Annotated in this window: 21 protein-coding genes; 15 read left to right on the top strand and 6 right to left on the bottom strand. The window is 66.6% G+C overall.

From position 1 onward, the window contains the following. The 14 genes from J2R78_RS23585 to J2R78_RS23520 are packed head-to-tail and all read left to right on the top strand — an operon-like array spanning window position 1 to window position 14,610. Window positions 1-834, top strand: a complete 834-nt coding sequence (locus J2R78_RS23585) for a phosphoenolpyruvate hydrolase family protein (protein WP_253607030.1) — start codon at window positions 1-3, stop codon at window positions 832-834. A 24-nt stretch (window positions 835-858) separates the two neighbouring features. Beyond that, complete coding sequence (locus tag J2R78_RS23580) at window positions 859-3,753, top strand: flotillin family protein (protein WP_253607029.1); 2,895 nt, start codon at window positions 859-861, stop codon at window positions 3,751-3,753. Window positions 3,754-3,762: 9 nt separating this feature from the next. Then, entirely contained in the window at window positions 3,763-4,200 is a 438-nt protein-coding gene (locus tag J2R78_RS23575) for an SRPBCC family protein (RefSeq protein WP_253607028.1), read from the top strand. 3 nt (window positions 4,201-4,203) lie between these two features. Beyond that, window positions 4,204-4,647 carry an SRPBCC family protein gene (locus J2R78_RS23570; RefSeq protein WP_253607027.1) on the top strand — a complete coding sequence of 148 codons (444 nt, stop codon included), beginning with the start codon at window positions 4,204-4,206 and terminating at the stop codon, window positions 4,645-4,647. A 15-nt stretch (window positions 4,648-4,662) separates the two neighbouring features. Next, window positions 4,663-5,481, top strand: a complete 819-nt coding sequence (locus J2R78_RS23565; protein WP_253607026.1) for a xanthine dehydrogenase family protein subunit M — start codon at window positions 4,663-4,665, stop codon at window positions 5,479-5,481. Window positions 5,482-5,487: 6 nt separating this feature from the next. Next, window positions 5,488-5,967: a (2Fe-2S)-binding protein gene (locus J2R78_RS23560; RefSeq protein WP_141343042.1), complete on the top strand. Its 480-nt coding sequence runs from the start codon at window positions 5,488-5,490 to the stop codon at window positions 5,965-5,967. A gap of 12 nt (window positions 5,968-5,979) precedes the next feature. Next, on the top strand, window positions 5,980-7,572 hold the full coding sequence (locus J2R78_RS23555) for a xanthine dehydrogenase family protein molybdopterin-binding subunit (RefSeq protein WP_253607025.1): 1,593 nt from the start codon (window positions 5,980-5,982) through the stop codon (window positions 7,570-7,572). A gap of 2 nt (window positions 7,573-7,574) precedes the next feature. Further along, window positions 7,575-8,597, top strand: a complete 1,023-nt coding sequence (locus J2R78_RS23550) for a xanthine dehydrogenase family protein molybdopterin-binding subunit (protein ID WP_028333322.1) — start codon at window positions 7,575-7,577, stop codon at window positions 8,595-8,597. 9 nt (window positions 8,598-8,606) lie between these two features. After that, window positions 8,607-9,488: a MoxR family ATPase gene (locus tag J2R78_RS23545; protein ID WP_028338483.1), complete on the top strand. Its 882-nt coding sequence runs from the start codon at window positions 8,607-8,609 to the stop codon at window positions 9,486-9,488. Next, the gene (locus tag J2R78_RS23540; RefSeq protein ID WP_253607024.1) at window positions 9,485-10,603 is read left to right on the top strand and encodes a VWA domain-containing protein; all 1,119 of its coding nucleotides are present in this window, start codon (window positions 9,485-9,487) and stop codon (window positions 10,601-10,603) included. Before J2R78_RS23545 ends, J2R78_RS23540 begins: the two co-directional genes overlap by 4 nt. Further along, window positions 10,600-11,490, top strand: coding sequence for an amidohydrolase (locus J2R78_RS23535; RefSeq protein ID WP_253607023.1), 891 nt, complete (start codon window positions 10,600-10,602; stop codon window positions 11,488-11,490). Before J2R78_RS23540 ends, J2R78_RS23535 begins: the two co-directional genes overlap by 4 nt. Before the next feature lie 51 nt (window positions 11,491-11,541). Continuing rightward, the gene (locus J2R78_RS23530) at window positions 11,542-12,390 is read left to right on the top strand and encodes an MBL fold metallo-hydrolase (protein ID WP_026193286.1); all 849 of its coding nucleotides are present in this window, start codon (window positions 11,542-11,544) and stop codon (window positions 12,388-12,390) included. A gap of 12 nt (window positions 12,391-12,402) precedes the next feature. Further along, window positions 12,403-13,974 carry an isochorismatase family protein gene (locus tag J2R78_RS23525; protein ID WP_253607022.1) on the top strand — a complete coding sequence of 524 codons (1,572 nt, stop codon included), beginning with the start codon at window positions 12,403-12,405 and terminating at the stop codon, window positions 13,972-13,974. Window positions 13,975-13,983: 9 nt separating this feature from the next. Beyond that, a complete protein-coding gene (locus J2R78_RS23520; protein WP_229192923.1) occupies window positions 13,984-14,610 on the top strand; it encodes an FMN-dependent NADH-azoreductase in 627 nt (208 codons plus the stop codon). A 314-nt stretch (window positions 14,611-14,924) separates the two neighbouring features. On the opposite strand, the gene J2R78_RS23515 is transcribed toward J2R78_RS23520, so the two are convergent. The 3 genes from J2R78_RS23515 to J2R78_RS23505 form a co-directional block, all read right to left on the bottom strand. Next, on the bottom strand, window positions 14,925-16,298 hold the full coding sequence (locus J2R78_RS23515) for a HAMP domain-containing sensor histidine kinase (protein WP_253607021.1): 1,374 nt from the start codon (window positions 16,296-16,298) through the stop codon (window positions 14,925-14,927). After that, complete coding sequence (locus J2R78_RS23510; RefSeq protein ID WP_028333329.1) at window positions 16,285-16,977, bottom strand: response regulator transcription factor; 693 nt, start codon at window positions 16,975-16,977, stop codon at window positions 16,285-16,287. Before J2R78_RS23510 ends, J2R78_RS23515 begins: the two co-directional genes overlap by 14 nt. 150 nt (window positions 16,978-17,127) lie before the next feature. Further along, on the bottom strand, window positions 17,128-17,640 hold the full coding sequence (locus J2R78_RS23505) for a hypothetical protein (RefSeq protein ID WP_253607020.1): 513 nt from the start codon (window positions 17,638-17,640) through the stop codon (window positions 17,128-17,130). A 433-nt stretch (window positions 17,641-18,073) separates the two neighbouring features. On the opposite strand from J2R78_RS23505, the gene J2R78_RS23500 reads away from it, so the two are divergent. Further along, window positions 18,074-19,537, top strand: coding sequence for a catalase (locus J2R78_RS23500; RefSeq protein ID WP_253607019.1), 1,464 nt, complete (start codon window positions 18,074-18,076; stop codon window positions 19,535-19,537). 184 nt (window positions 19,538-19,721) lie between these two features. Here J2R78_RS23500 and J2R78_RS23495 read toward each other — a convergent pair whose 3' ends face one another. The 3 genes from J2R78_RS23495 to J2R78_RS23485 all read right to left on the bottom strand — a co-directional run bounded on the left by J2R78_RS23495 (window position 19,722) and on the right by J2R78_RS23485 (window position 24,080). Next, window positions 19,722-22,061 carry a Tex family protein gene (locus J2R78_RS23495; RefSeq protein WP_141340393.1) on the bottom strand — a complete coding sequence of 780 codons (2,340 nt, stop codon included), beginning with the start codon at window positions 22,059-22,061 and terminating at the stop codon, window positions 19,722-19,724. A gap of 121 nt (window positions 22,062-22,182) precedes the next feature. After that, complete coding sequence (locus J2R78_RS23490) at window positions 22,183-23,037, bottom strand: amidohydrolase (RefSeq protein ID WP_253607018.1); 855 nt, start codon at window positions 23,035-23,037, stop codon at window positions 22,183-22,185. After that, window positions 23,034-24,080 carry an aldo/keto reductase gene (locus J2R78_RS23485; RefSeq protein ID WP_253607017.1) on the bottom strand — a complete coding sequence of 349 codons (1,047 nt, stop codon included), beginning with the start codon at window positions 24,078-24,080 and terminating at the stop codon, window positions 23,034-23,036. The genes J2R78_RS23490 and J2R78_RS23485 overlap by 4 nt, the downstream gene beginning before the upstream one ends. Window positions 24,081-24,389 lie beyond the last annotated feature (309 nt).

The following is a 24,389-nucleotide window of genomic DNA, read 5'->3' as shown; positions in this document are numbered from 1 at the left end:
ATGGCCAGGTTTGAACGCACGGCGCTGTTGAAGAAGTTTCACGCCATGATCGCACGCGGCGAGCCGATCGTCGGCGGCGGCGCCGGCACCGGACTGTCGGCGAAATGCGAGGAGGCCGGCGGCGTCGACCTGATCGTGATCTACAACTCCGGCCGCTACCGCATGGCCGGCCGCGGCTCGCTCGCCGGACTGATGCCCTATGGCGATGCCAACGCCATCGTCGTCGAGATGGCCGGCGAGGTGCTGCCGGTCGTGACCAGGACGCCGGTGCTCGCCGGCGTCAACGGCACCGATCCGTTCCGCGACATGGATGTGTTCCTCGACCAGCTCAAGGCCCTCGGCTTTGCCGGCGTGCAGAACTTCCCGACCGTCGGCCTGATCGACGGCACCTTCCGCGCCAATCTCGAAGAGACCGGAATGTCGTATGCGCTCGAGATCGACATGATCGCGAAGGCGCATGAGAAGAACATGCTGACCACGCCCTATGTGTTCAGCGAGCAGGAGGCCGCCGCGATGGCGATCGCCGGCGCCGACATCATCGTCTGCCATATGGGCCTGACCACCGGCGGCACGATCGGCGCGCAGACCGCGCCGAAGCTCGCCGACTGCCCTGCCCGCATCGAGGCCTGGGCCGAGGCCGCGCTCAGCGTCAATTCGAACATCATCGTGCTCGCGCATGGCGGTCCGATCGCGGACCCCGCCGATGCCGATTTCATCATGAAGCAGACCCGCAACTGCCACGGCTTCTACGGCGCCTCCTCGATGGAGCGCCTGCCGGTCGAGCGGGCGCTGACGGATCAGGTTCGCAAATTCAAGGCGATCGGCGCGCGCTAGCCGCCGTGACCAAGGGAGGAAGAGATGTCGGGGATGCTGGTCGGTGAATTGATCCTCTGGCTCATCGTCGCAATCGTCGCGATCGTCATCATCGTCTATGTCGTGAACTGGCTGTATCACCGCTCGTCGAAGGAGGTCTCCTTCGTCCGCACCGGTTTCCTCGGCGAGCGCGTGGTGATCAATGGCGGCGCCTTCGTGCTGCCCTTCATCCACGACTACACGCCGGTCAACATGAACGTGCTGCCGATGGGGATCGTGCGCTCCAGGCAGGACGCGGTGATCACCCGCGACCGCATGCGCGTCGACATCGAGGCCGATTTCTACGTCCGGGTTCAGCCGACCCGCGAAGCGGTCTCGATCGCTGCCGCCACGCTCGGCCGCCGCACCATGGAGCCCGAGCAGCTCCACACCCTGCTCTCCGGCAAATTCATCTCCGCGATCCGCTCAGTCGCCTCCGAGATGACGATGGAGCAGATGCACGAGCAGCGCGGCGACTATGTGGCGCGCGTCAAGGCCAATGCCGCCGAAGCACTGGCGCAGAATGGCCTCGAACTGGAGTCGGTCGCGATCACCGATCTCGATCAGACCGACCTCGAATATTTCAATCCCTCGAACCGCTTCGACGCCGAAGGCTTGACCCGCCTGATGGAGGACATCGAGGCCAAGCGCAAGCTGCGCAACGACATCGAGCAGGACTCGATGATCAAGATCCGCTCCCGCAATCTCGAGGCCGAGCGGCAGGCGCTGGAGATCGAGCGCGAAAGCGAGACCGCCCGCCTCGAGCAGGAACGCGACATCGAGATGCGCCGCGCCCTGCAGCGCACCGAAGTCGCCCGCGAGCGCGCGCTGCGTGAGACCGAGTCGGAGCAGGCCCAGATTGCGGCGCGCGAAGCCATCGAGAAAGCGCGCATCGCCAACGAGCAGGCGATCACCGAAGCACGCATCGCCTCGGAGCGCGAGACCCGGCACAAGGAGATCGAGCGGACGCGGGCGGTCGAAGAGAAGGAGCTGCTGGCGCGCGAGGAGATCGAGAAGGTCCGGATCGCCAACCAGCGCTCGGTCGACACCACCCGCATCGCCTCCGAGCGCGAGGTGCGCCAGCGCGAGATCGAGCGGATGCGCACGGTCGAGGAAGCCGAGATCGCCGCTCGCGAGGCGATCGAGAAGGCCCGGATCCAGCAGGACCGCGTCGTCACCGATGCCCGCATCGCCAATGAGGAGGAGACCCGGCGCCGCGAGATCGAGCGCACCCGCGCGGTCGACGAGGCCGAGATCGCCGCGCGCGAGGCCACCGAGAAGGCGCGCATCGCCCAGACCATGACGGTCAATGTCGAGCGCATCTCCTCGGACGAGCGCACCCGCGCGCTGGAAATCCAGCAGGTCCGCACCATCCAGGAAGCCGAGATTGAGGCGCAGAAGGCGGTCGAGGCCGCCCGCATCGCGCGCGAGAAGATGCTGGCCGCCGAGCGCATCGCCGCCGACCACACCACGCGCAAGCTCGAGATCGAGCGCAACCAGGCGGTCGAGATCGCCGGGATCAGTGCCCGCGAAGCCACCGAAGCGTCGCGGATCGCCCAGGAAGAGCACGTCCGGGCGCTTGAGATCGCCCGCACCCGCGCGATCGAGGAAGCCGATATCGCCTCCCGCGAGGCGATCGAGGCGGCGCGGATCTCGCAGGAGAAGTCGGTCGCCGCGCAGCGCATCCGCGCCGAGCGCGAAACCCGCGGGCTCGAGATCGCGCGCACCGAGGCGATCGAGGCCGCTGAGTTGAAGCGCCGCGACGCCATCGAGCGGCAGCGCATCGATGTCGAGCTGACGCTGGAGAGCGAGCGGATCGCCTCCTCCAGGACCCGCGAGGTGCTCAACATCGACCAGAAGAAGGCGATCGAGCTCGCCGACGAGGAGCGCGTGATCGCGCTCGCCGCCAAGCGCTCCGAGCGGATTGATGCCGACCGGCAGGTCCGGCAGGCCGAAATTGTGGCACGCAAGGACATCGACACCACCGACGTCTCGCGCGAGCAGGCGCTGGAGGCGGCTCGGATCGAGCGGCGCCGTGCGATCGAGCAGCTCGAGGTCGCCCGCAACCAGTCGCTGCAGGAGGCCGAGATCGGCGCCCGCGAGGAGGTCGAGCGCGCCCGCATCGCCTCCGACCGTGGCCTCGACGAGGCCCGCATCGGCCGCGAGCGCGAGCTGCGCAAGCTCGAGGTCAACCGCGAGAAGGATGTCGAGACCGCGCTGATGGAAAAGGCCATCGCACTGCATCAGAAATCACTGGAAGAATCCGCGGCGCGCGCCGCGGCCGAGGACGCCCGGATCCACGCCACCGAAGCGGCCGAACGCGTCGTCACCGCGCGCGAAAGCGAGATCGCAAAGCGGCGCAAGACCGTCGAGGTGCTGCTCGCCGAAAAGCAGGCCGAGGAAACCAGGATCGCAGCCGGGGCCGAACGGGTCCGTGCCACGGTCGAGGCCGAGGCGCAGCGTCTGCTTAACGAGGCCGAGAACGTGCTGACCGATCAGGCGCGCTACTCGCTGTTCCGCCGCAAGCTGCTCGACCGCATCGAGGGCATCGTCCGCGAGAGCGTCAAGCCGATGGAGAAGATCGAGGGCATCCGCATCCTCCAGGTCGACGGCCTCAACGGCAATGGCCATGGCAACGGCACCGGCCGCAGCGCCACCGACGAGGTGATCGACTCGGCGCTGCGCTACCGCGTGCAGGCGCCGCTGATCGACTCGATCCTCTCGGATATCGGCGTCGAGGGCGGCAGCCTCGCCAAGATGCCCGGCCTGATCCGCGAAGCCCGCGACATGCAAGGCATCAAGGACTCCGCGCGCAAGAGCGGCGGCGAGGCCAAGCCGGCGGCGCCCGAGGGCGGCGGCGAGCCGGCGCGCCCTGAGCGCACGCCGCGCAAGAAGGACTGAGCTGACGCCATGGCACGGGTTTACGTCTCCACCGTCGTCAACGCCCGCAACGACCGGGTCTGGGCCCGCGTCCGCGATTTCAACGGGCTGCCGAACTGGCATCCCGCGATCGCCGAAAGCCGGATCGAGGGCGGCGAGCCCTCCGACAAGATCGGCTGCGTCAGGGATTTCCGGCTGCGCAACGGCGATCGCATCCGCGAGAAGCTGCTCGGCCTGTCCGACTACGACATGTTCTGCACCTATTCGATCCTGGAATCGCCGATGGGCGTCGAGAACTACGTCGCGACCTTGCGGCTCACGCCGGTCACCGACGGCGACCAGACCTTCCTGGAATGGACCGCCGAATTCGACTGCGCGCCGGAACGCGAGGCGGAGCTCGTCAACAACATCGGCGGCAGCGTGTTCCAGGGTGGCTTCGACGCGCTGAAACGGGCGTTCGGGGGATAGGCCGTGCCGCATATCGTCAAGAGCACGATCCTGGATGCACCGACCGATGCGGTGTGGGCCGTGCTGCGCGATTTCAACGGCCATGACCGCTGGCATCCAGCGGTCGCAACCAGCGGCATCGAGCGCGCACAGCCGTCCGACAAGATCGGCTGCGTCAGGCGCTTCAAGCTGAAGGACGGCGCCGAGCTGCGCGAGCAATTGCTGGCGCTGTCCGATCTTGAGCAATCGTTCAGCTACTGCCTGCTCGATACGCCGATCCCGATGTTCAATTACATGGCGCATGTCCGCCTGCTGCCGGTCACCGATGGTGACCGCACTTTCTGGCACTGGGAGTCGCGCTTCACGACGCGGACCGAAGACAGCGAGCGCATCACGCAGATGGTTTCGGAAGACATCTACCAGGCCGGCTTCGACGCCATCCGCCGGCATCTGAAGGAGGCCGCGTAAGCGGAGAGCACCATCATGCCAATTACGGTGAAGACCTTCACCAGCACCCATGACGCCGCGGCGGCGCTGTCCTCGGATCGCAGCGCCCGCTATCTCGGCGGCGGCACGCTGGTGATGCGGGCGCTGAACGAGGGCGACATCTCGATCTCGACCATCGTGCGCGCCAGCGACCATGCTATGACACGGATCGATGCCACCGGCTCGCGCATCACGCTCGGCGCCGGCGTCACCTTCGCCCGCATCCTGGCCGAACGCGACCTCGCCTTCCTGCACGCCCCGGCGCGCTCGATCGGCGGGCCGGCGGTGCGCAACATGGGTACCGTCGGCGGCAATCTGTTCGCGCCAGTGCCGTATGGCGACTTCACGGTCGCGATGCTCGCGCTTGATGCCACCGTGTCCGTCCAGGGCGGCCTCGGAGGGCGCGAGATCCCGATCGAGGAGTTCCTGCAATCGCGCGACCGGCAGGCCGGATCGCTGGTGCTGGCGATCTCCTTTGCCAGACCCGGCAGCACTGAGGCCCTCCGCTACCGCAAGATCGCGCGGATCAAGCCCAACGGCGGCGCGGTGATCACGCTCGCGGCGCACCTGCCCGTTAACGGCAGCCGCATCGTCGGCGCCCGCGTCGCGCTTGGCTCGATGGCGCCGACGCCGATCCGCGCCCGTGCCGTCGAGCGCGCGCTCGAAGGCCGCGCGCTCGACGCCTCCACCATCAGCGCAGCTGCTGCGGCAGCCGTTGAGGGAACGTCACCCGGCGACAATGCGCTCGCCAGCGCCTGGTATCGCCGCGAGATCGTCGGCGTGCATCTACGTCGTCTGTTGTCCGGTCAGGAATAAATCGTGATGGCCAAGACTGCCCTTCAATTCCAGCATAACGGCCGTGACGTCGCGATCTTCGTCGACGGCGGCACCAACCTTCTGGTCGCGCTCCGCGAACTGATCGGCGACATGACGCCGAAGTTCGGCTGCGGCCAGGGCGGCTGCGGCACCTGCAGCGTGCTGATCGACGGCGAGCTGCATCTCTCCTGCCTGACGCTCGCCGAAACGGTCGCCGGCCGCTCGGTCGAGACGCTCGACGGCGTCAAGGACGGCCCCAATCTGCACCCGCTGCAGCGCGCGTTCGCCGACAATTTCGCCGCGCAGTGCGGCTACTGCACGCCGGGCATGCTGATGGCCGCGAAGGCGCTGCTCGACCGCAATCCGCAGCCGAGCCGCGCCGAAGTGGTCGAGGCGATCTCCGGCAACATCTGCCGCTGCACCGGCTACGAGCCGATCATCAACGCCGTGCTATCAGCCGCTTCCGGCGGCCGGGCGCGTGCGTAAGGGAATAGTGCCATGCTGGAATTGCGCAAGGACATCTTCGCCGACGAGCGCGACGACAATCTGAAGGAGATCGGCAAAGGCACGCAGCGCCAGGATATGCTCGGCCATGTCACCGGCACCTCGCCCTATTTCGATGACCACAAGCTGCAGGGCATGCTGCATCTGAAGGTGGTGCGCAGCGCGCATCCCCACGCAAGACTCCGCCGCATCGACACCTCGGAGGCCGAGCGGTCGCAGGGGGTCCGGCGCGTGATCCGCGCCTCCGACGTGCCGCGCAACCTGAACACGCTGCTCAGCCTGATCAATTTCGGCAAGGACGACGAGCCCTCGCTCGCGGTCGACAAGGTGCGCTACAAGGGCGAACCCATCGTCGCGATCGTCGCCGACAGCCCGCGCGAGGCCTATGAGGCCATCGCAAAGGTCAAGATCGACTATGAGCCGCTGCCGGCGGTGTTCGATGTCGAGGACGCGCTGAAGGCGGGCGCGCCCGTGGTCAACGAGGTCTATCCCAAGAACACCTTCACCTATCACGAGACCTATGATCACCAGCAGCTGCGCTTCGGCGACGCCGACCGCGCGCTCGCGACGGCCGACCATGTGCTGGAACAGCGCTACCAGATGTCGCCGATCGAGCACGCGCCGACCGAAACCAACGGCTCGATCGCAGCTCCCGACACCAACGGCCGCTACATCGTCTACACCTCGACGCAGGCGCTGTTCTTCTCGGTCGACACCTGCGCGAAGATCCTCGACGTGCCGTCCAACACCTTCCATTTCATCGGCGGCACGGTCGGCGGCGGCTTCGGCGGCAAGGTCGATACGCTGACCGAACCGCTCTGCATCCTCGGCGCGATGCTGACCGGTCGCCCGGTGCGCTACGTGTTCGGGCGCGAGGAGGAGATGCAATACGGGCCGCCGCGTGGCGCCGAGCGGATCTACATCAAGGATGGCGTGATGCGCGACGGCCGCGTTGTCGCCCGCAAGGTGCGCGCCTATTTCGACAGTGGCGCCTATACGCGGCTGTCGAGCTATGCGGCGGTGAAATGCGCCGCCCATCTGCCCGGCCCCTACACGATCCCGAACGTTCATGGCGACGTCTACTGCGTCTTCACCAACCGGACGCCCGCGACCGCGATGCGCGGCTTTGGCGTCACCGCGATGGATTTCGCCATCGAATGCCAGATGGACAAGCTCGCCCATCTCGTCGGCATGGACCCGATGGAGTTCCGGATCCTCAATGCGTATCGCGACGGCGACATGAAGGCGCACCGCCGCGAGGCCAAGAACACCGCGCTGATCGAATGCGTGCAGGTCGCAGCGGAGAAGGCCAAGTGGCCGCTCCGCGAAGACTTCAAGCGGATGTCGTCGCGCAAGGATGGTGGCGGCGCGCGAGCCGCCGTGACGCCGACCCCGCGCGAGCCGCATGCACCGCCGGCCTCACCATCCCAGCAGCGCACGACGTATGACCGCGCGCCGGCCGCGACCCGCGAGCCGCCGCCACCGCCGCCCTCTTCGCCGCCACCGTCGTCTCCGCCGCCGCGGCCGGGCGCGCCGTCGCACGGCGCCACCCGCTTCTCTTCCGTCTTCGGTACCAGGAGGCGCTGACCATGACCCGGCATCGCGGACGCGGCATCGCGTCGGTCAACTATCCCATCGGCATGAACCTCGGCGGCGATCCCAGCCAGGCGCTGGTGCATTCCAACCCGAGCGGCAAGTTCACCGTGGCGCTGTCCTCGATCGACCTCGGCCAGGGCATGAAGTCGGTGACGCGGCAGATCTGCGCCGAGACGCTCGGCGTGCCGGTCGAGGACGTCTATGTCGACACCGCGGATTCCGACACCGGCCCGCACTGCATGGGCTCGTTCGCCTCGCGCGGCACGCATCGCGTCGGCAACGCCGTGATGGCGGCGGCGCGCGAGGCGCGCGGTGTGATGATGGAGGCGGCGGCCGAAGAGCTCGAAGTGAATGCCGCCGATCTCGAGACCGACGGCCGCGGCAACATCCACGTCAAGGGCGCGCCGCATCGCTCGATCTCCACCAAGGACGTCGCGATCGCCGCGCAGTTCAAGCAGGGCAAGACGATCTCCGGCCGAGGCATCTTCCTGGTGCCGCTGTCCGACGTCGACCCCGAGACCGGCGAGATGTCGCCTGCGACATGCTACGCGCATGCCTGCCTGGTTGCCGAGGTCGAGGTCGACGACGAGACCGGCGAGGTCGACATGGTCCGGATGGACTCCGCCTATGAACTCGGCCGCGCGCTCAATCCACGGCTGGTCGAGCAGCAGCTGGTCGGCGGCGCCTGGATGGGCGTCAGCCACGCGCTTTACGAGACGCCGGAGCCCTATTATCCGGAGCCGGTGCACGGTCCGCGCGATTTCGTCGAATATCTGATGCCGGGTCCGGGCGACATCTGCCCGCACGACATCGCAGTGCTGGAGCGCCCGGCGCCCGACGGCCCGTTCGGCGCCAAGGGACCGGGCGAGATGTGCGCCAATCCGGTGCTTCCTGCGGTCGCGAATGCGATCTTCAACGCGGTTGGGGTGCGGATCGACGATCTGCCGATCACGCCGGAGAAGGTGCTCCGCGCGATCAAGGCGCAAGGCGGCGCGCGGCCGCAGCCGCGGCGCTGAGGTTTCTCTATGCCGGTCCGCAGCAACATCGTCGGCATCGACAGCCCCGAGGCGCTGGAGAAGGCGCTACGCGCGGCCTATTACCTCGCCGACGACGGCATCGCGACCGCCTCCTATCTCTCGCTTGCGCTGGGCAAGCCACTGTTACTCGAGGGCGCGCCGGGTGTCGGCAAGACCGAAGCTGCAAAAGCGATCGCCGCCGTGCTCGGCCGCAGGCTGATCCGCCTGCAATGCTACGAAGGCATCGACGCCGCCGCTGCCCTCTACGAGTGGAACTATCCGCGCCAGATGCTGGCGATCCGGCAGGCCGGCGAGGAGAGCATCGACATCTATGGCGACGCCTTCCTGATCGAGCGTCCGATGCTGGCCGCGCTGCGCGCGCCCGATGCGACGGTGCTGCTGATCGACGAAATCGACCGCGCCGATCAGGAGTTCGAGGCCTTCCTGCTCGAATTCCTCTCCGACTTCCAGATCTCGATCCCCGAGCGCGGCACGGTGCGCGCTGCCGAGCATCCCGTCGTGGTGCTGACCTCGAACCGGACGCGCGATCTGCACGAGGCACTGCGGCGGCGCTGCGTCTATCACTGGATCGATTATCCGAATGCCGAGCGCGAGGCGCGCATCGTGATGATGCGCGCCTCCAGCGTCGCCGAGGCCACCGCCCGCGCGGTGGTCGCCGCCGTCGGCCGGCTGCGCCGCGAGCCGCTGAGCAAGGCGCCCGGGATCGCCGAGGCGGTCGACTGGGCGGAGGCCGCGACCCTGCTCAACAAGGGCGGCGCGCGCTGGCCGGACGCGTTCAAGCGCTCGATCGGCGTCGCGTTAAAGGACGAGGAGGATCTGCATTTCATTTCACCGCGGCTCGATGCGATCATCGCGGAGGCGGCCGCGTGAACGACGACCTGCAACTGCCGCGCGCCGCGCGGATATTTGTCTCGTTCGTCGCGCTGCTGCGCGCCAACGGCTTTTCGGTTGCGCCGGAGCAGACGACGAGCTTCCTCGCGGCAATCGAGCTGCTCGGTCCGCGCAGCCTGGAGCACATCCGCCAGGCCGGGCTCGCGACGCTGGCGCCGCCGCCGGAGCGCCGCGCGACCTATGATCGGCTGTTCGACATCCATTTTCGCGGCGCCGAGGCGATCGAGCAGGCCGAGGGCGAGGATGAGGAGACCGTTCGCCTGCAGGAGGAAGGCCGCGGCGAGGACGAGCCACCGCTCGCCGACGAGGCCAATGAGTCCGGCCTCGCCGCGGCGCGCGCCGAGGCATTGGTCGAGCGCCGCTTTGCCCAGACCACAACCAGCGATCCGCTGCGCAAACTGTCGCGCGAGGCGGCACGGCGGCTGCCGCGACGGCGCGGCCACCGGCGTCGCCGTGCACGCATTGGCCCGTTCGCCGATCTGCGCCGCACGCTGCGCGACAGCGTGCGCAATGACGGCGAGGTGCTGCGGCTCGGGCGGATGCGCCGCCGCCAGCGCCCGCGCAGGATCCTGTTCCTGATCGACGTCTCCGGCTCGATGAAGGCGCGCACCGAGGAGAACATGAAGCTCGCGCATGTGCTGGTGCAGGCGGCGGGCAATGTCGAGGTCTTCACCTTCGGCACAAGACTGACCCGCGTCACGCCGGCGCTGCGGTTGAAGCGGCGCGAGCAGGCGCTGAACGCGGCGTCCTTCCTGGTCAGCGACTGGGACGGCGGCACGAGGATCGGCGATGCGCTGCAGGCGTTCCTCGCCGTGCCCCGGTTCGGCGGATATGCCCGCGGCGCCGCGGTCGTGATCGTCTCCGACGGCCTGGAACGCGGCGATCCGGCTGCGCTGCGCGATGCCGTGGCAAAACTGTCGCGGCGGGCCTGGCGCCTCAGCTGGCTGACGCCGCTCGCAACCTCGCCCGACTTCACGCCGCAAACCGAGGCGCTGATCGCGATCCAGCGCTTTGTCGACGATCTCGTGGACGGCGGATCCAGCGCGGCTGTCGTCGCGCATCTGCTGTCGCTTGGAACAAGGAGAGCCGCGTGACTGGCGTTGTCGACGGACATCATCACATCTGGCGGCAGGCCGATCTCGCCTGGCTGTCCGGCCCGATGCAGCCGCGTATCTTCGGCCCCTATGAGCCGATCCGCCGCGACTATCCGATCGAGGAATATCTCGACGACCTCAAGGGCACCGGCGTCACCCGCTCGGTCTATGTCCAGACCAACTGGCCGAACGGCCAATTCGAGGACGAGGCCGCCTGGGTGCAGCAGACCGCGGACCAGCACGGCTGGCCGCACGCCCTCGTCGCCTATGCCGATTTCTCCGTCGCCGACGTCCGGCCGCAACTCGATCGGTTGAAGCGCTATCCGCTGGTGCGCGGCGTGCGCATGCAGCTGCACTGGCACGAGAACCCGCTGTACCGCTTCGCCGCGCGTGCCGATCTCTGCACCGACCCCGTGATCCGGCACAATGTCGGCCACCTCGCCGACTATGGCTGGAGTTTTGACCTGCAGGTGTTCGCGTCGCAGATGGCCGATGCGGCCGGCCTTGCGGAGGCCTGCCCTGACGTGACCTTCATCCTGCAGCATGCCGGCATGCTGGAGGATCTGTCGCCGCAGGGCCGCGCCGCCTGGCGCACCGGGATGACGCGGCTCGCGCGATGCCCGAACGTGGTGTCGAAATTGTCCGGGCTCGGCACCTTCATCCATCGCAACGATGCCGCGCATATCGCCGGCGTGGTGACCGATACCGTCGCGATCTTCGGCGCCGACCGCTGCCTGTTCGGCTCGAACTTTCCGATCGAGAAGCTGTGGACCAGCTACCGCGAACTCATCGCCGCTTTCAAAGCGGCCGCCGGGCGGCTGAGCCCCGAACAGCGCGATGCGATCTTCAGCACGACGGCGGCGCGGGTCTATCGGCTACAGCCATAGCCGCACCGCGGGGTCGAACATAACAACGAACACGAATTGGGAGGGAGACAGATGCCGCTAGAGATCAAGATTCTGGACTATGGCGATATCGAGCTGGAATCGAGCTTCCTCGTGCTCGGGCACAATTGCGGCCGCACTCGCCGCGTGCTGACGCTCGGCTTCCTGATCCTCGGCGGCCCCTACCCCGTGCTGGTCGACACCGGCTATCGCTCCAACCAGATCATGGAGACGCTCGGCATGCGCGGGCTCCAGTTCCACGAGAACATGATCGAGAACCAGCTCGCCCGCCACGGCGTGCGGATGGGCGACGTCCGCTTCGTCTGTCACACCCACCTGCACATCGACCATGCCGGCAAGGACGATCTGTTCCCGATGAACACGACCGTCGTGCTGAACCGCAAGGAGCTGGAATACTCCGTCTCCGGCCTGATGCACCCTCAGTATCCGGCGCCGGACATCAAGCACCTGATCGACCGCCTGCACACCAAGAGCGCGCTGCGCTTTCTCGACCTCGAAATCACCGGCCCGGTCGAGCTGATGCCGGGCGTCTATTGCGACGCCGCCAACGCCCACACCGAAGGCTCGATGAACATCCATGTCCACACCGCCGACGGCATCGCGACGATCTGCGGCGATGTGATCTACGATTTCAACGACCAGATCGTGAATCCCTTTAACGAGATCCACGACGCCGAGCCGCGCACCACCGGCAACCACGGCACCAGCAAGCGCGCCGAGAAGGCCGCGATCAAGAAGCTGCTCTCGAGCTCGCGCTATCTGCTGCCGGTGCACGATCGCCCGGCCAAGATCGAGGGCGGCATGGTGGTCGGCCGCCTGCATGACCAGGTACCCGGGCCTGTCGTGCAGAGCCTGCCGCAGCGCAACTGGTTCCCGGCGTAGAGGATCGAGGCGATGACGCATGTCACGCTGCGCGGCGAGTTCGAAGACCTGATCGATCCCTACGCGCCGGTCGGCCAGGTCGGGACCGGCTTCGATTTCACGGAGGGACCGATCTGGCATCCGGCCGATCATTTCCTGCTGTTCTCCGACATGCCGGGCGATGTGCGCCGGCGCTGGGATGCGCGGCGCGGCGTCGTCGAGGTCAGGCGGCCATCGAACAAATGCAACGGCATGACCTATGACGCGGACCTCAATCTGATCGTCTGCGAGCACGCGACGTCTTCGCTGATCCGCGAGCGGCCCGACGGGCGGCGCGAGGTGCTGGCTTCGCATTACGAGAACCAGGAGCTCAACAGTCCGAACGATGTCTGTGTGCATTCCTCCGGCGCGATCTATTTCTCCGATCCCTGGTACGGCCGCATGCCGGTCTATGGCGTCGAACGGCCGCGCCAGCTCGGCTTCCAGGGCGTCTACCGCGTGCCGCCCGGCGGCGGCGCGCCGAAACTGCTGGTCGACCGCTACCTGTTCGAGCAGCCGAACGGGCTGTGCTTCTCGCCCGACGAGCGCATCCTCTATGTCAACGACACCGTGCAGGCGCTGATCCGCGCCTTCGACGTCAATGCCGACGGCTCGCTTACCAATCCGCGCGTGTTCGCCTCCGGTATCCGCTCCGAGCTCGAGCCCGGCCTGCCCGACGGCATGAAATGCGACCAGCGCGGCAATGTCTGGGTCACCGCGCCCGGCGGCGTCTGGGTCTATTCACCCGCCGCCGACCTGCTCGGCAAGGTCCGCCTGCCCGAGCTCGTCGCCAACCTCGCCTGGGGCGGCGCCGACTTCCGCACGCTCTATCTGACCGCGACCCATTCGGTCTATGCGATCCCGACCAAGGTCGGCCCGCGCCACGAGCCCTATATGAGCGGCAAGCGCGGCGGCGCGGGTGCCGCTTCGTCCACGCCTGCGCCGAATCTCGCCGCCGGTGAGATGCAGCTCGATCCGCAACGCTGCGCGATGATCATCCAGGACATGCAGAACGACGTCATCATGGATGGCGGCGCGTTCGCCGAGTCCGGTGCGCCGGCACACGCCCGCCAGCAGCATGTCGTCGAGAATGTGCGCCGCGTGGCCGAGGCTGCGCGAGCGCGCGGCGTCGTCATCATCCATGTCTGGTTCGTCGTCGAGCCGGGCGCGCCCGGCGTCACGCTCAATGCGCCGCTGTTCGAGGGGTTGGTCGACAGCAAGGCGATGGTGCGCGGCAGCTGGGGCGCGGCACCAGTCTCGGGACTCGAGCCGCGCCCGGGCGACTTCGTGGTCGAGAAGATGCGGATGAGCGCCTGGGAAGGCACCCGGCTCGAGACCATCCTGAAGGCAACCGGCCGCGACATGATCATCAATACCGGAGCCTGGACCAACATGTCGGTCGAGCACACCGCGCGCACCGGCGCCGACAAAGGCTATTTCATGATCGTGCCGGAGGATTGCTGCTCGACCATGAATGCCGACTGGCACAACGCCGCGATCAATTTCGCGCTCCAGAACGTCTCCGTCGTGACCAACGCCGACACCGTGATCAAGGCACTCGGCTAGGGAGGCGCGGTGCCGAAGCTGCTGCACCTTAACTGCTCACCGCGCCCCGATTCGGAATCGGCGGCCGGCGCGCGTGCCTTTCTCGATCGCTTCCGTCAGGCGCGGCCGGACTGGGAGATCGACGCGATGAACCTCTGGCGCGAGCCGCTGCCGGAATTCGAGGGATATCTGCTCGAGGCCAAATACGCCCGGATCGACGGCAAGAGCTTCACCAGTTCGCAGCACGACGCCTTCGCAATCGCCGAGCGCCTCGCGCTGCGGCTATCGCTGGCCGATCGCGTGCTGATCTCGACGCCGATGTGGAATTTCGGCATTCCCTACAAGCTCAAGCAATGGCTCGACGTCATCATCCAGCCCGGGCTGGCCTTCCGCTTCGATCCGGCGCAGGGCTATCTGCCGCTGCTCAAGGACCGCCCGACGATCGTGATCCTCGCAAGCGGCAGCGACTTCGTCACCGGCATGAACCGCGGCCGCATCGACATGGCAACGCCCTATCTGCGCGAGGCGCTGCGCTTCATCGGCATCAGCGACGTGCGCTTCGTACCGATCGGCCCTACCACCGGGCCCACCGAGCCGATCCGCGCCGCCCGCGAGGCGGCGCACCGGCGGCTGGTGGAGATGGCAGGGAGGTTTTGAAAGAGACTCCACTCCGTCGTGGTCCCTGCGAAAGCACTAGGGCATTTACACATCTCTTCGAGGCTAGAAAACCGACTCATCATCAAGGGGTTAGCTACTAGGCGAGAGCCGAAATCGGCGGGCGCAACCCTAGTGCAGATGAGTAAGTTCTCTGCGGTTTTCGGCCAACTCTTTGAGAAGACTCCGGAAAGACTGCGGAGGATATGTATATACGCTAGTGCGAAAGCAGGGACCACATCGAATGTATGGCTTGGCCGGCGGGTCATACGCTTTCATTCTCGCGAAACGATTTTGTGGGTCACTCCGCGCTAGCCCTACGTTTCCGCGGCGGGAAAGACCAGCCTGCACAACAATCCCGGCGCATTGTCGCGCAATTCGATCCGTGCGCCGTGCAAGCTCGCGACCGCCGCGACCAGGCTGAGGCCGAGGCCGTTGCCCGGCGTGTAGCGGCTCTGCTCGAGCCGGTAGAACCGCTTGAAGACGCGGTCGTGCTGCTCGGCGGGTATGCCGGGGCCGTCATCGGCGATCGAAATCACCGCGCCTCGCTCATCGTTGTCGCAGATCACCGTCACCCGCCCACCCGGGCGGCCATGCTTGATGGCGTTGTCGACGAGATTGGCAATCGCATCGAACAGCAGGTCACGGTCCCCGGTAACCAGCACCGCCTGATCGCCGACAAGGTCGAGCCGGGTGGTAACCTCCTCAGCCGCGGCATCGTAGAGCTCGACCACCTCGGCGGCGATCTCGACGAGATTGACGGTGCGAAACGCACCCTTGCGGGCTCGCGTCTCGATCTCAGAAATCCGCGTGATCGACGCGAACATCCCGAGCACCGCGTCGAGATCGGCGATAGTGTCGCCGATCAGCGCAGCATCCCCCTCGCCGCTCCGCGGGGCGTGATAGGCCTTCTCGAGCCGGCCGCGCATCCGGGTCAGCGGCGTGCGCAGGTCGTGGGCGATATTTTCGCTGACCTGCTTGACGTCTCCCATCAGGGTCTGGATCCGGTCCAGCATCAGATTGAGATTCTCGGCGACGCGATCCCATTCGTCATGGCTGCCGCGAAGCGGGATGCGCTGGTCGAGGCCGGAGAGCATGATAGCGCGACTGGTCGCATTGATCGACTCGATCCGGCCGACGGTTCGCCGCGTGACGCCGATGCTGGCAGCAGCCGCAAGCCCGATGATCAGCACGACGACGGCAATGCCGGCGGCCCTGATCTGCGCCATGAAGCCGTCGAGATCGCTGATGTCATGGCCGACCAGCAGCCGATCGCCGTTTGACAGGGTTTCCGTCACGCCTCGCAGCAGGGAGGGGCCCGAGGAAAGCTGTGGCAGGGAGGCACGAAATTCAGCCCATCCCTTCTCGGCAGCGCCCGCCGGCCACTGTCTGAGATTTCCCGCCAGCACGGTCGATCCGGGACCGACCAACAAATACACATGATCGGCAAAGCCCTTGTCCGCGACGCGTTGCGCGATCAACGCGGTCAGTCCATCGCGGCCGGACCGCGCATAGGCATCATCGAGGCTCGCCTGCTCGGTCATGATCGCGCGGTCGGATCTGTCGCGCACATAGGACAACGTCGACCAGTAGACATAGGCGAAGATCGCGGAGACGATCAGGCCGAAGACACCGATGGCGATCAACGCCAGGCGGAACGTCGACGACTTGAGGGTCTTAGCCAGGAGCACGGAGGCAGTACCCGATGCCGCGGATCGTGTGGATCAGCGGATAGGCTTGCTGGTCGTCGACCTTGCGGCGCAAACGTCCGACATAGACGTCGATGATGTTGGTCGAGGGATCGAAGTGCAGGTCCCACACATGCCGCAGCAGCATGGCGCGCGACACCACGCGGCCCTCGTTGCGCGCCAGGTATTCGAGCAGCTGGAATTCCTTCGGCAGCAGCGGAATCCTGCGGCCGCGGCGGCTCGCCGTCCGCGAAATCAGATCGATCGCGAGATCGCCGACCCGCAGGATGGTCTCCTTTGCAACGGTCTCGCTGCGGCGGCCAAGCGCCTCCAGCCGCGCTAGCAGTTCGACAAAGGAGAACGGCTTGACAAGATAGTCGTCGCCGCCGGCGCGCAAGCCACGCACCCGGTCGTCGATTTCGCCGAGCGCGCTGATGATCAGGAACGGCACTGCGATGCCGCCGTCGCGCATCTGACGCATCACCGTGATGCCGTCGATGTCGGGCAGCATGCGATCGATAGTGATCACGGCATAGTCGCGCGCCGCACCCTGGCTCAGCGCCTCGCGGCCGTTCGCCGCCAGATCCACATCATAACCGCTGGTGGTGAGCTCCTCGACGAGCTGATCCGCGGTTTCCGGATCGTCCTCGACGACGAGAATGCGGCGGTGAGCACCGGTCATATTCCTGAACTCTCCGAGGTGTGTCGAACTCTCCGAGTTCTCAAACTCTCCGAGCGGCCGCCCCGCGACGATCGCCGCCAGACTATCCCATTCCGGGGCAGGATGGAACGTCTGGCGACGACCGCGACAACGGTGCGGTTGGTTGGGCTATCACCAATAGTCCCCGCACACATTGACCCATTGCAGACCGTAAGCCGTCCATACCCTGCGGTAGCAGCCGTAGTCATAGCCGGCGTAGAGATAGGGCGCGCCGAAGAATGCGAAGCGATGGAAGCGGTGGTTGCGGAAGAAGCCGCCATGATGGAAGAAGCGCGAACCGCGGAATCCGGCGCCGGCAAACCGCGGGCCGATTGCCGGTGCACCGACGAAGCGGGGACCACCAACGTGCCCGCCCGCGAAATGCCCGCCGCCGCCCATGGCGGCGAACGCCGCGCCACCGCCACGCATTCCGCCGCCGAAACCACCGCCATGCATGCCGCCGCCAAAGCCGCCACCGTGCATGCCACCACCCATGGCACCCATGGCACCACCGTGGCCGCCACCGAAGCCACCTCCGCCATGTCCGCCACCACCACCGCCGCCTCTGGCGAGGGCAGCGGGTGCAAGCGCAACGCTGACAGCGAGCGTCGCTGCCGTGAGACACGTGAGAAGCCTGTTCTTCATGAAACCCTCCCTGATTGGGACCGCGGCGAACTCGTATCGCCGCACGCGAGCATGATCAGAAGACGCAAGCCGATGCCCGACTTCAACTGACAAATGCGCCAGATTCTGACACCGGATTTAGAATTCGCGTGCCGGCATGCCGAGCGGCAGTTGCCCGGACCGGCGGCCACGATGGCGTTGGCCGGGATCGACGGACATTTGGCTGGAATCGGCGGATAGCGCTCGTTGAATCGATCGGCCGCGGTTCTTAATCCTGCAGCTGTCGGAGAACAACGACGGCGTCGAGGGATCGCAGACCCGCTTCACAATTTGTCGATCACCGGGCTCTCCCTTCCTCGCCGGCCGTCATCCATCCGCGATGCAATTCGCCTTTCGCCTGGCTCCCCTCGGGCGCCGGGACGGCGAAGTGCTGACCTTCAGCAAGGAGCTTTCGATGAGCGACGAGACCAAAAGACCGTTTCTGACCCACGCCTCCGGCGCCCCCGTTGCCGATAATGTGAACATCCTGACGGCGGGGCCGCGCGGACCCGCATTGCTGCAGGATGTCTGGCTGATCGAGAAGCTGGCGCATTTTCACCGCGAGGTGATCCCGGAGCGGCGGATGCATGCCAAGGGCGCCGGCGCGCGCGGCACCTTCACCGTCACCCACGACATCACGCGCTACACCAAGGCCAGCATCTTCTCGGAGATCGGCAAGCAGACGCCGATGTTCGCGCGGTTCTCGACGGTCGCCGGCGAGCGCGGCGCGGCGGACGCCGAGCGCGACATTCGCGGCTTCGCGCTGAAATTCTACACCGATGAAGGCAATTGGGACGTGGTCGGCAACAACACGCCGGTGTTCTTCTTCCGCGACCCCTTGCGCTTCATCGACCTCAACCACGCCATCAAGCGGCATCCGCGCACGGGGGTGCGCGACCCCGACATGAACTGGGATTTCTGGACGCTGCTGCCGGAAGCGCTGCACCAGGTCACCATCGTCATGAGCGAGCGCGGCATCCCGAAAAGCTTCCGTCACCAGCACGGCTTCGGCAGCCACACCTACAGCATGATCAATGCCGACAATGAGCGCGTCTGGGTGAAATTCCATTTCCGCACCCGGCAGGGCGTCCAGAACCTGACCGACGCCGAGGCCGAGGCGCTGGTCGGCAAGGACCGCGAGAGCCACCAGCGCGACCTGTTCCAGAGCATCGAGCGCGGCGACTTCCCGCGCTGGACGCTGTTCATCCAGGTGATGACGGATGCACAGGCCAAGGCATTCCCGTTCAATCCGTTCGATCTGACCAAGGTGTGGCCCAAGGCGGATTATCCGCTGATCGAGGTCGGGCATTTCGAGCTCAACCGCAATCCGGAGAACTTCTTCGCCGAGGTCGAGCAGGCGGCGTTCACGCCGGCGAATGTGGTGCCAGGCATCGGCTATTCGCCGGACAAGATGCTGCAGGCCCGCCTGTTCTCCTATGGCGACGCGCAGCGCTACCGGCTCGGCGTCAACCACCACCAGATCCCGGTCAACGCGCCGAAATGCCCGTTCCACAGCTATCATCGCGATGGCGCGATGCGCACCGACGGCAATCTGGGCGCCACGCTGACCTACTGGCCGAACAGCCATGGTGAGTGGACCGACCAGCCGCAGCTGAACGAGCCGCCATTCGAATTGTCAGGCGCGGCTGCGCATTGGGATCATCGCGTGGATGACGACCACTGGCAGCAGCCGGGCGACCTGTTCCGCAAGATGAATGCCGCGCAAAAGCAGGCCCTGTTCGACAACACCGCCCGTCAGGTCGGCAATGCATCGAAGCACATCCAGGAACGGCACGTCGCGAATTGCAGCAAGGCCGACCCGGCCTACGGCAAGGGCGTCGCGGATGCGCTGGCGAGGTTTGCGGCGGGCAATTTGTAGCGAATGCCGTAACGAATGAAGCACTGCGTCCCGTCATCCCCGCGCAATGGCGCAGCCATTGTCGCTGGAGGTGCGCGCGTAGCGCGCCTCGAAGGATGAACGGCCACAGCCGGACCGTCGTGCTTCGGGACGGCCTCTCCGCGGCCTCCTCAGCATGACGGGAACGGAATTGTGCCCGCGCGGACTAGGTCGGCTTGCCGCGTCCGTTCTTCTCGGCCGCGCGGCGCAGCGCGTCGGCGAGCGCGCCGCCGCCGGACTGCTCCTGCGGCCGGCGCGGAGCCGACGACGTCATCTTGCCGGAGCCGCGGGAGAAATCGCGCGACGGCGCCGCATTGTCCTTCTTCGGCCCGATCTCGTCGTCAAGCCGCAGCGTCAGCGCGATGCGCTTGCGCGCGACCTCGACGTCCAGCACCTTGACCTTGACGATGTCGCCGGGCTTCACGACCTCGCGCGGGTCCTTGATGAAATTCCGTGACATCGCCGAGATGTGCACCAGCCCATCCTGGTGCACGCCGATATCGACGAACGCGCCGAACGCGGCGACGTTGGTCACGGTGCCCTCGAGGATCATGCCCTTCTTTAGGTCCTTGACCTCCTCGACGCCTTCCTTGAACACCGCCGCCTTGAACGCCGGACGCGGATCGCGGCCGGGCTTTTCCAGCTCGCGCAGAATGTCGGTGACGGTCGGCAATCCGAATGTATCGTCGACGAAGGATTGCGGCTTGAGACCCCGCACCACGTCGGCATTGCCGATCAGCGCCTTGATGTCGCTCTTGGTCGCCTCGAGGATGCGGCGCACTACCGGATAGGCTTCCGGATGCACGCCGGATGAATCGAGCGGATCCTCGCCATTGCTGATACGCAGGAAGCCGGCGCACTGCTCGAACGCCTTCGGGCCGAGCCGCGGCACCTCCTTCAGCGCCTTGCGCGACTTGAACGGGCCGTTGGCATCGCGGTGCTGCACGATACTTTGCGCCAGTCCCTGGCCGATGCCCGACACCCGCGCGAGCAGCGGCACCGAGGCGGTATTGGCATCGACGCCGACCGCGTTCACGCAGTCTTCCACCACGGCATCGAGCGAGCGGGCGAGCTTGGCCTCGCCGAGATCGTGCTGGTATTGGCCGACGCCAATCGCCTTCGGATCGATCTTGACCAGCTCGGCCAAGGGATCCTGCAGGCGCCGCGCGATCGAGACCGCGCCGCGAATGGTGACGTCGAGGTCGGGCAATTCGTTCGAGGCGAAGGCCGAGGCCGAGTAGACCGATGCGCCGGCTTCGGAGACCACGATCTTGGTCATCTTGCGCTCGGGCAGCCGCTTCACGAGCTCGGCGGCGAGCTTGTCGGTCTCGCGCGAGGCGGTGCCGTTGCCGATCGCAATCAGCTCGACCCCATGCTCGATCGCGAGCTTGCCGAGGATGGCGAGCGCCTCATCCCAGCGCCGCTGCGGCTCGTGCGGGAAAATCGCCGTATGCGCCACCACCTTGCCGGTCGCATCGATCACCGCGACCTTGACGCCGGTGCGATACCCGGGATCGAGCCCCATGGTGGCGCGCGCGCCGGCCGGCGCCGCGAGCAAGAGGTCGCGCAGATTCGAGGCGAACACGCGCACCGCCTCGGTCTCGGCCGCCGTCCACAGCCGCAGCCGCAAATCGATGTTGAGGTGGATCTGGATTTTGGTGCGCCAGGCCCAGCGCACCGTCTCGGTCAGCCATTTGTCGCCCTTGCGGCCCTGGTTGGAGATCGCAAAGCGGTTCATGATCTTGAGCTCGTAGAGGCCGGGCTGGCCTACGACCGGCTCCTGCGCCTCCGGCTTGATGGCGAGGTCGAGGATCTCTTCCTTCTCGCCGCGGAACAGCGCCAGGATGCGATGCGACGGCAACTTCGGCAGCGGCTCGGAGAAATCGAAATAGTCCTTGAACTTCTCGCCTTCGGTCTTCTTCCCGGTGCGGACGGTTGAGGCCATGATGCCGTTCGACCACATCTCCTCGCGCAGCGCGCCGATCAGGTCGGCATCTTCGGCGAAGCGCTCGACCAGGATCGCGCGCGCGCCGTCGAGCGCCGCGGCGACGTCGGCGACCTGCTTCTCGGCATTGACGAAGGGCGTCGCGGCCTCGTTCGGATCGCTCTCGGGCTGCGTCAGGAGCTGATCGGCGAGTGGCTCGAGGCCGGCCTCCTTGGCGATCTCGGCCTTGGTGCGACGCTTCGGCTTGTACGGCAGATAGATGTCCTCGAGCCGGCCCTTGCTGTCGGCGGCCATGATCTGGGCCTCGAGCGCGGCGTCGAGCTTGCCCTGCTCGCGGATCGAATTGAGCACCGCGGTGCGGCGCTCCTCGAGCTCGCGCAAATACGTCAGCCGTTCTTCCAGCGTGCGCAGCTGGGCGTCATCAAGCGCGCCGGTGAGCTCCTTGCGGTATCGCGCGATGAACGGCACCGTGGCGCCGCCGTCGAGCAGCGTCACCGCCGCCTCGACCTGTTCGTCGCGAACCCCCAGCTCCTGCGCAATCTGATGATGAATCTTTGCCACGCCCGTCTCTCTGAAATTCCGTTGCGCCGCCGGATCACCGATGGCGCGGAGGCCGCTTATGAACCATCCCGGATTGATTCATCAAGGCGCGCTGTGGATCAAATTGGGCGCGGGCCGCAATCTATTTCCGGGATGTTGGCCGTCCGCGGCTTGACAAATAGATGCGCGCCGCATTGCCGCCGAAAATCGCGACCCTAGCGTCACTTGACAAATCAGCCAGCAAGGTCTCCGCCGCCGCGAACCAGTGCGCATAGCCGCCGGCGAGATTGACGACGGGCCAGTCGCTGCCCCACAGCATCCGCTGCTGCCCGAAACATGCCAGTGCATGATCCACGGCCTCGCTGAGATCGGCAACCTGCCAGTTCGGTGCCGCCTCGGTCGCAAGGCCCGAGAGTTTGCAGACGACGTTGGATCGTGTGGCGAGGCTTGCGATGTCGTCCTTCCAGGCTGCGATGTCGCCGGTCGCAAGGTGCGGCTTGCCGAAATGGTCGAGCACGAATTGCAGGTCCGGATGGCGATCGACCACCTGAATGAGCCGCGGCAAATGGCGCGGCAGCACCAGCGCGTCGAAGACGAGGTCATGCCGCGCCATGGCCTCGAGCGGCGCCGCCAGTTCGGGGCGCAGCAGCCAGTCGTCATCGGCGATGTCCTGCGCCATCGGTCGCAGACCGACCAGGAGCTCGCGCCCGGCAAACGCGTCGATCCGCGCCGCGGCGTCGGCGGCGTCGAAGTCGATCCAGCCGACCACGCCGCGCACCTGCTCGGCGCCTTTTGCGATATCAAGCAAAAATGCGGTCTCCGCTTCAGTCGGCGCGGCCTGCACCAGGATGGTGCCTTCGATCCCGGCCGCGGCGAGATGCGGCGCGAGATCGGCCAGGCCGAAGTCGCGGTAGATCGGCCCGCGCTCGGGCGTCAGCCAGCCGTAATCCGCGCGCGCCAAGGTCCAGACATGGTGATGGGCGTCGATCCGCATCATGTCGGCACCGGCGCATGCTGGTCGAGCAGCCCCTCATTCTTCAGGTCGCGCCACAGCGCGGCAGGCGCGGGCGACGACAACGCGGCGACGTTGCGCTCGACCTCCTGCGGCGTCTGCGCGCCGAGCACGAGGCTTGCCACCGCCGGATGGCCGAGCGCGAAATGCAGCGCCGCGGTCGGCAGCGCCACGTTGTGGGCGCGGCAGACCCGATCGATCGCCGCCACCTTCTGCATCACGTCCGGCGGCGCGTCCTTGTAATTGTACTTGGCACCGGCAACCGCGCCGGTCGCCAGGATGCCGGAGTTGAAGACGCCACCGAGCATCATGCCGATGTCCTTTGCTTGCGCCAGCGGCAGGAATTCGGCGAGTGCGGGTTGCTCGAGCAGCGAGTAGCGACCGGCAAGCAGCATGGTGTCGAACGTTCCGGCCTTGGCGAAGCGCACGCACATCTCGGCCTCGTTGACGCCGATCCCGATGCCCTTGACCACGCGCTCGGAACGCAACTTGTCGAGCGCGACATACGCGCCCTCCATCGCCTCGCGAAACCGCGCCTCGATCGCGTCAGCTCCGTGGGTCCAGACGTCGACGTCGTGGATCAGCAGCAGGTCGATGCGATCGGTGCCGAGCCGCAGCAGCGACTGCTCCACCGAGCGCATGGTGCCGTCATAGGAATAGTCGAACACCGCGCGATGCGGCGCGCCGCCGGCGAAATTGGAGCCGTCGCCGCGGCCGTGGAACGGGTCCATCCAGCGCCCGACCTTGGTGCAGACGACGACGTCGTCGCGCGCCACGCGGCGCAGCGCGGTGCCGCTGCGGTGTTCGGCGAGGCCATGGCCGTAGAGCGGCGAGGAATCCAGTAGGTTGACGCCCAGCGCAAACGCCCGCTCCGCTGCTGCGATCGCAGCAGTGTCGTCGAGCCGCGCGAACAGGTCGCCGAGCGGTGCTGTGCCGAAGCCGAGAATGGAGACATCGAGCCCGGTGCGGCCGAGCCTGCGACGTGGCAGTGCCGGGGAGCCTGGATCGGAGGATTGTTGTTGGGTCATTATGGCCTCCCGCCTGCGTTTCTTGTCAGCCCCTCATCAGACTAGCGTCGTTGACCAGGATCGTGAAGAGACCTTGGCGGCCGACGCCGCGGTGAGGTCTCTCATCGCGCGCGCACCACATCGCTAAAATGCAATGCACAGCTTCACGTTGCCTATCGGCGGGAAATAGGCTATGGGAGCGCTCCGCAACTTCAACGCAGGAGGCGACGATGTTCAGGTCTGTGCGCTTCCCGGGTTCGCCGCGCGATATTTGACGCGCGTCCCGGGATCGGATCCCGGGTAAAATCGCAACACCCACCCGCAATCGAA

Source organism: Bradyrhizobium sp. USDA 4538, from assembly GCF_024171045.1.
Classification (GTDB): Bacteria; Pseudomonadota; Alphaproteobacteria; order Rhizobiales; family Xanthobacteraceae; genus Bradyrhizobium; species Bradyrhizobium australafricanum.
Note: the sequence above shows the minus strand (reverse complement) of the source record. Positions and strands in the feature narration are given on the sequence as shown.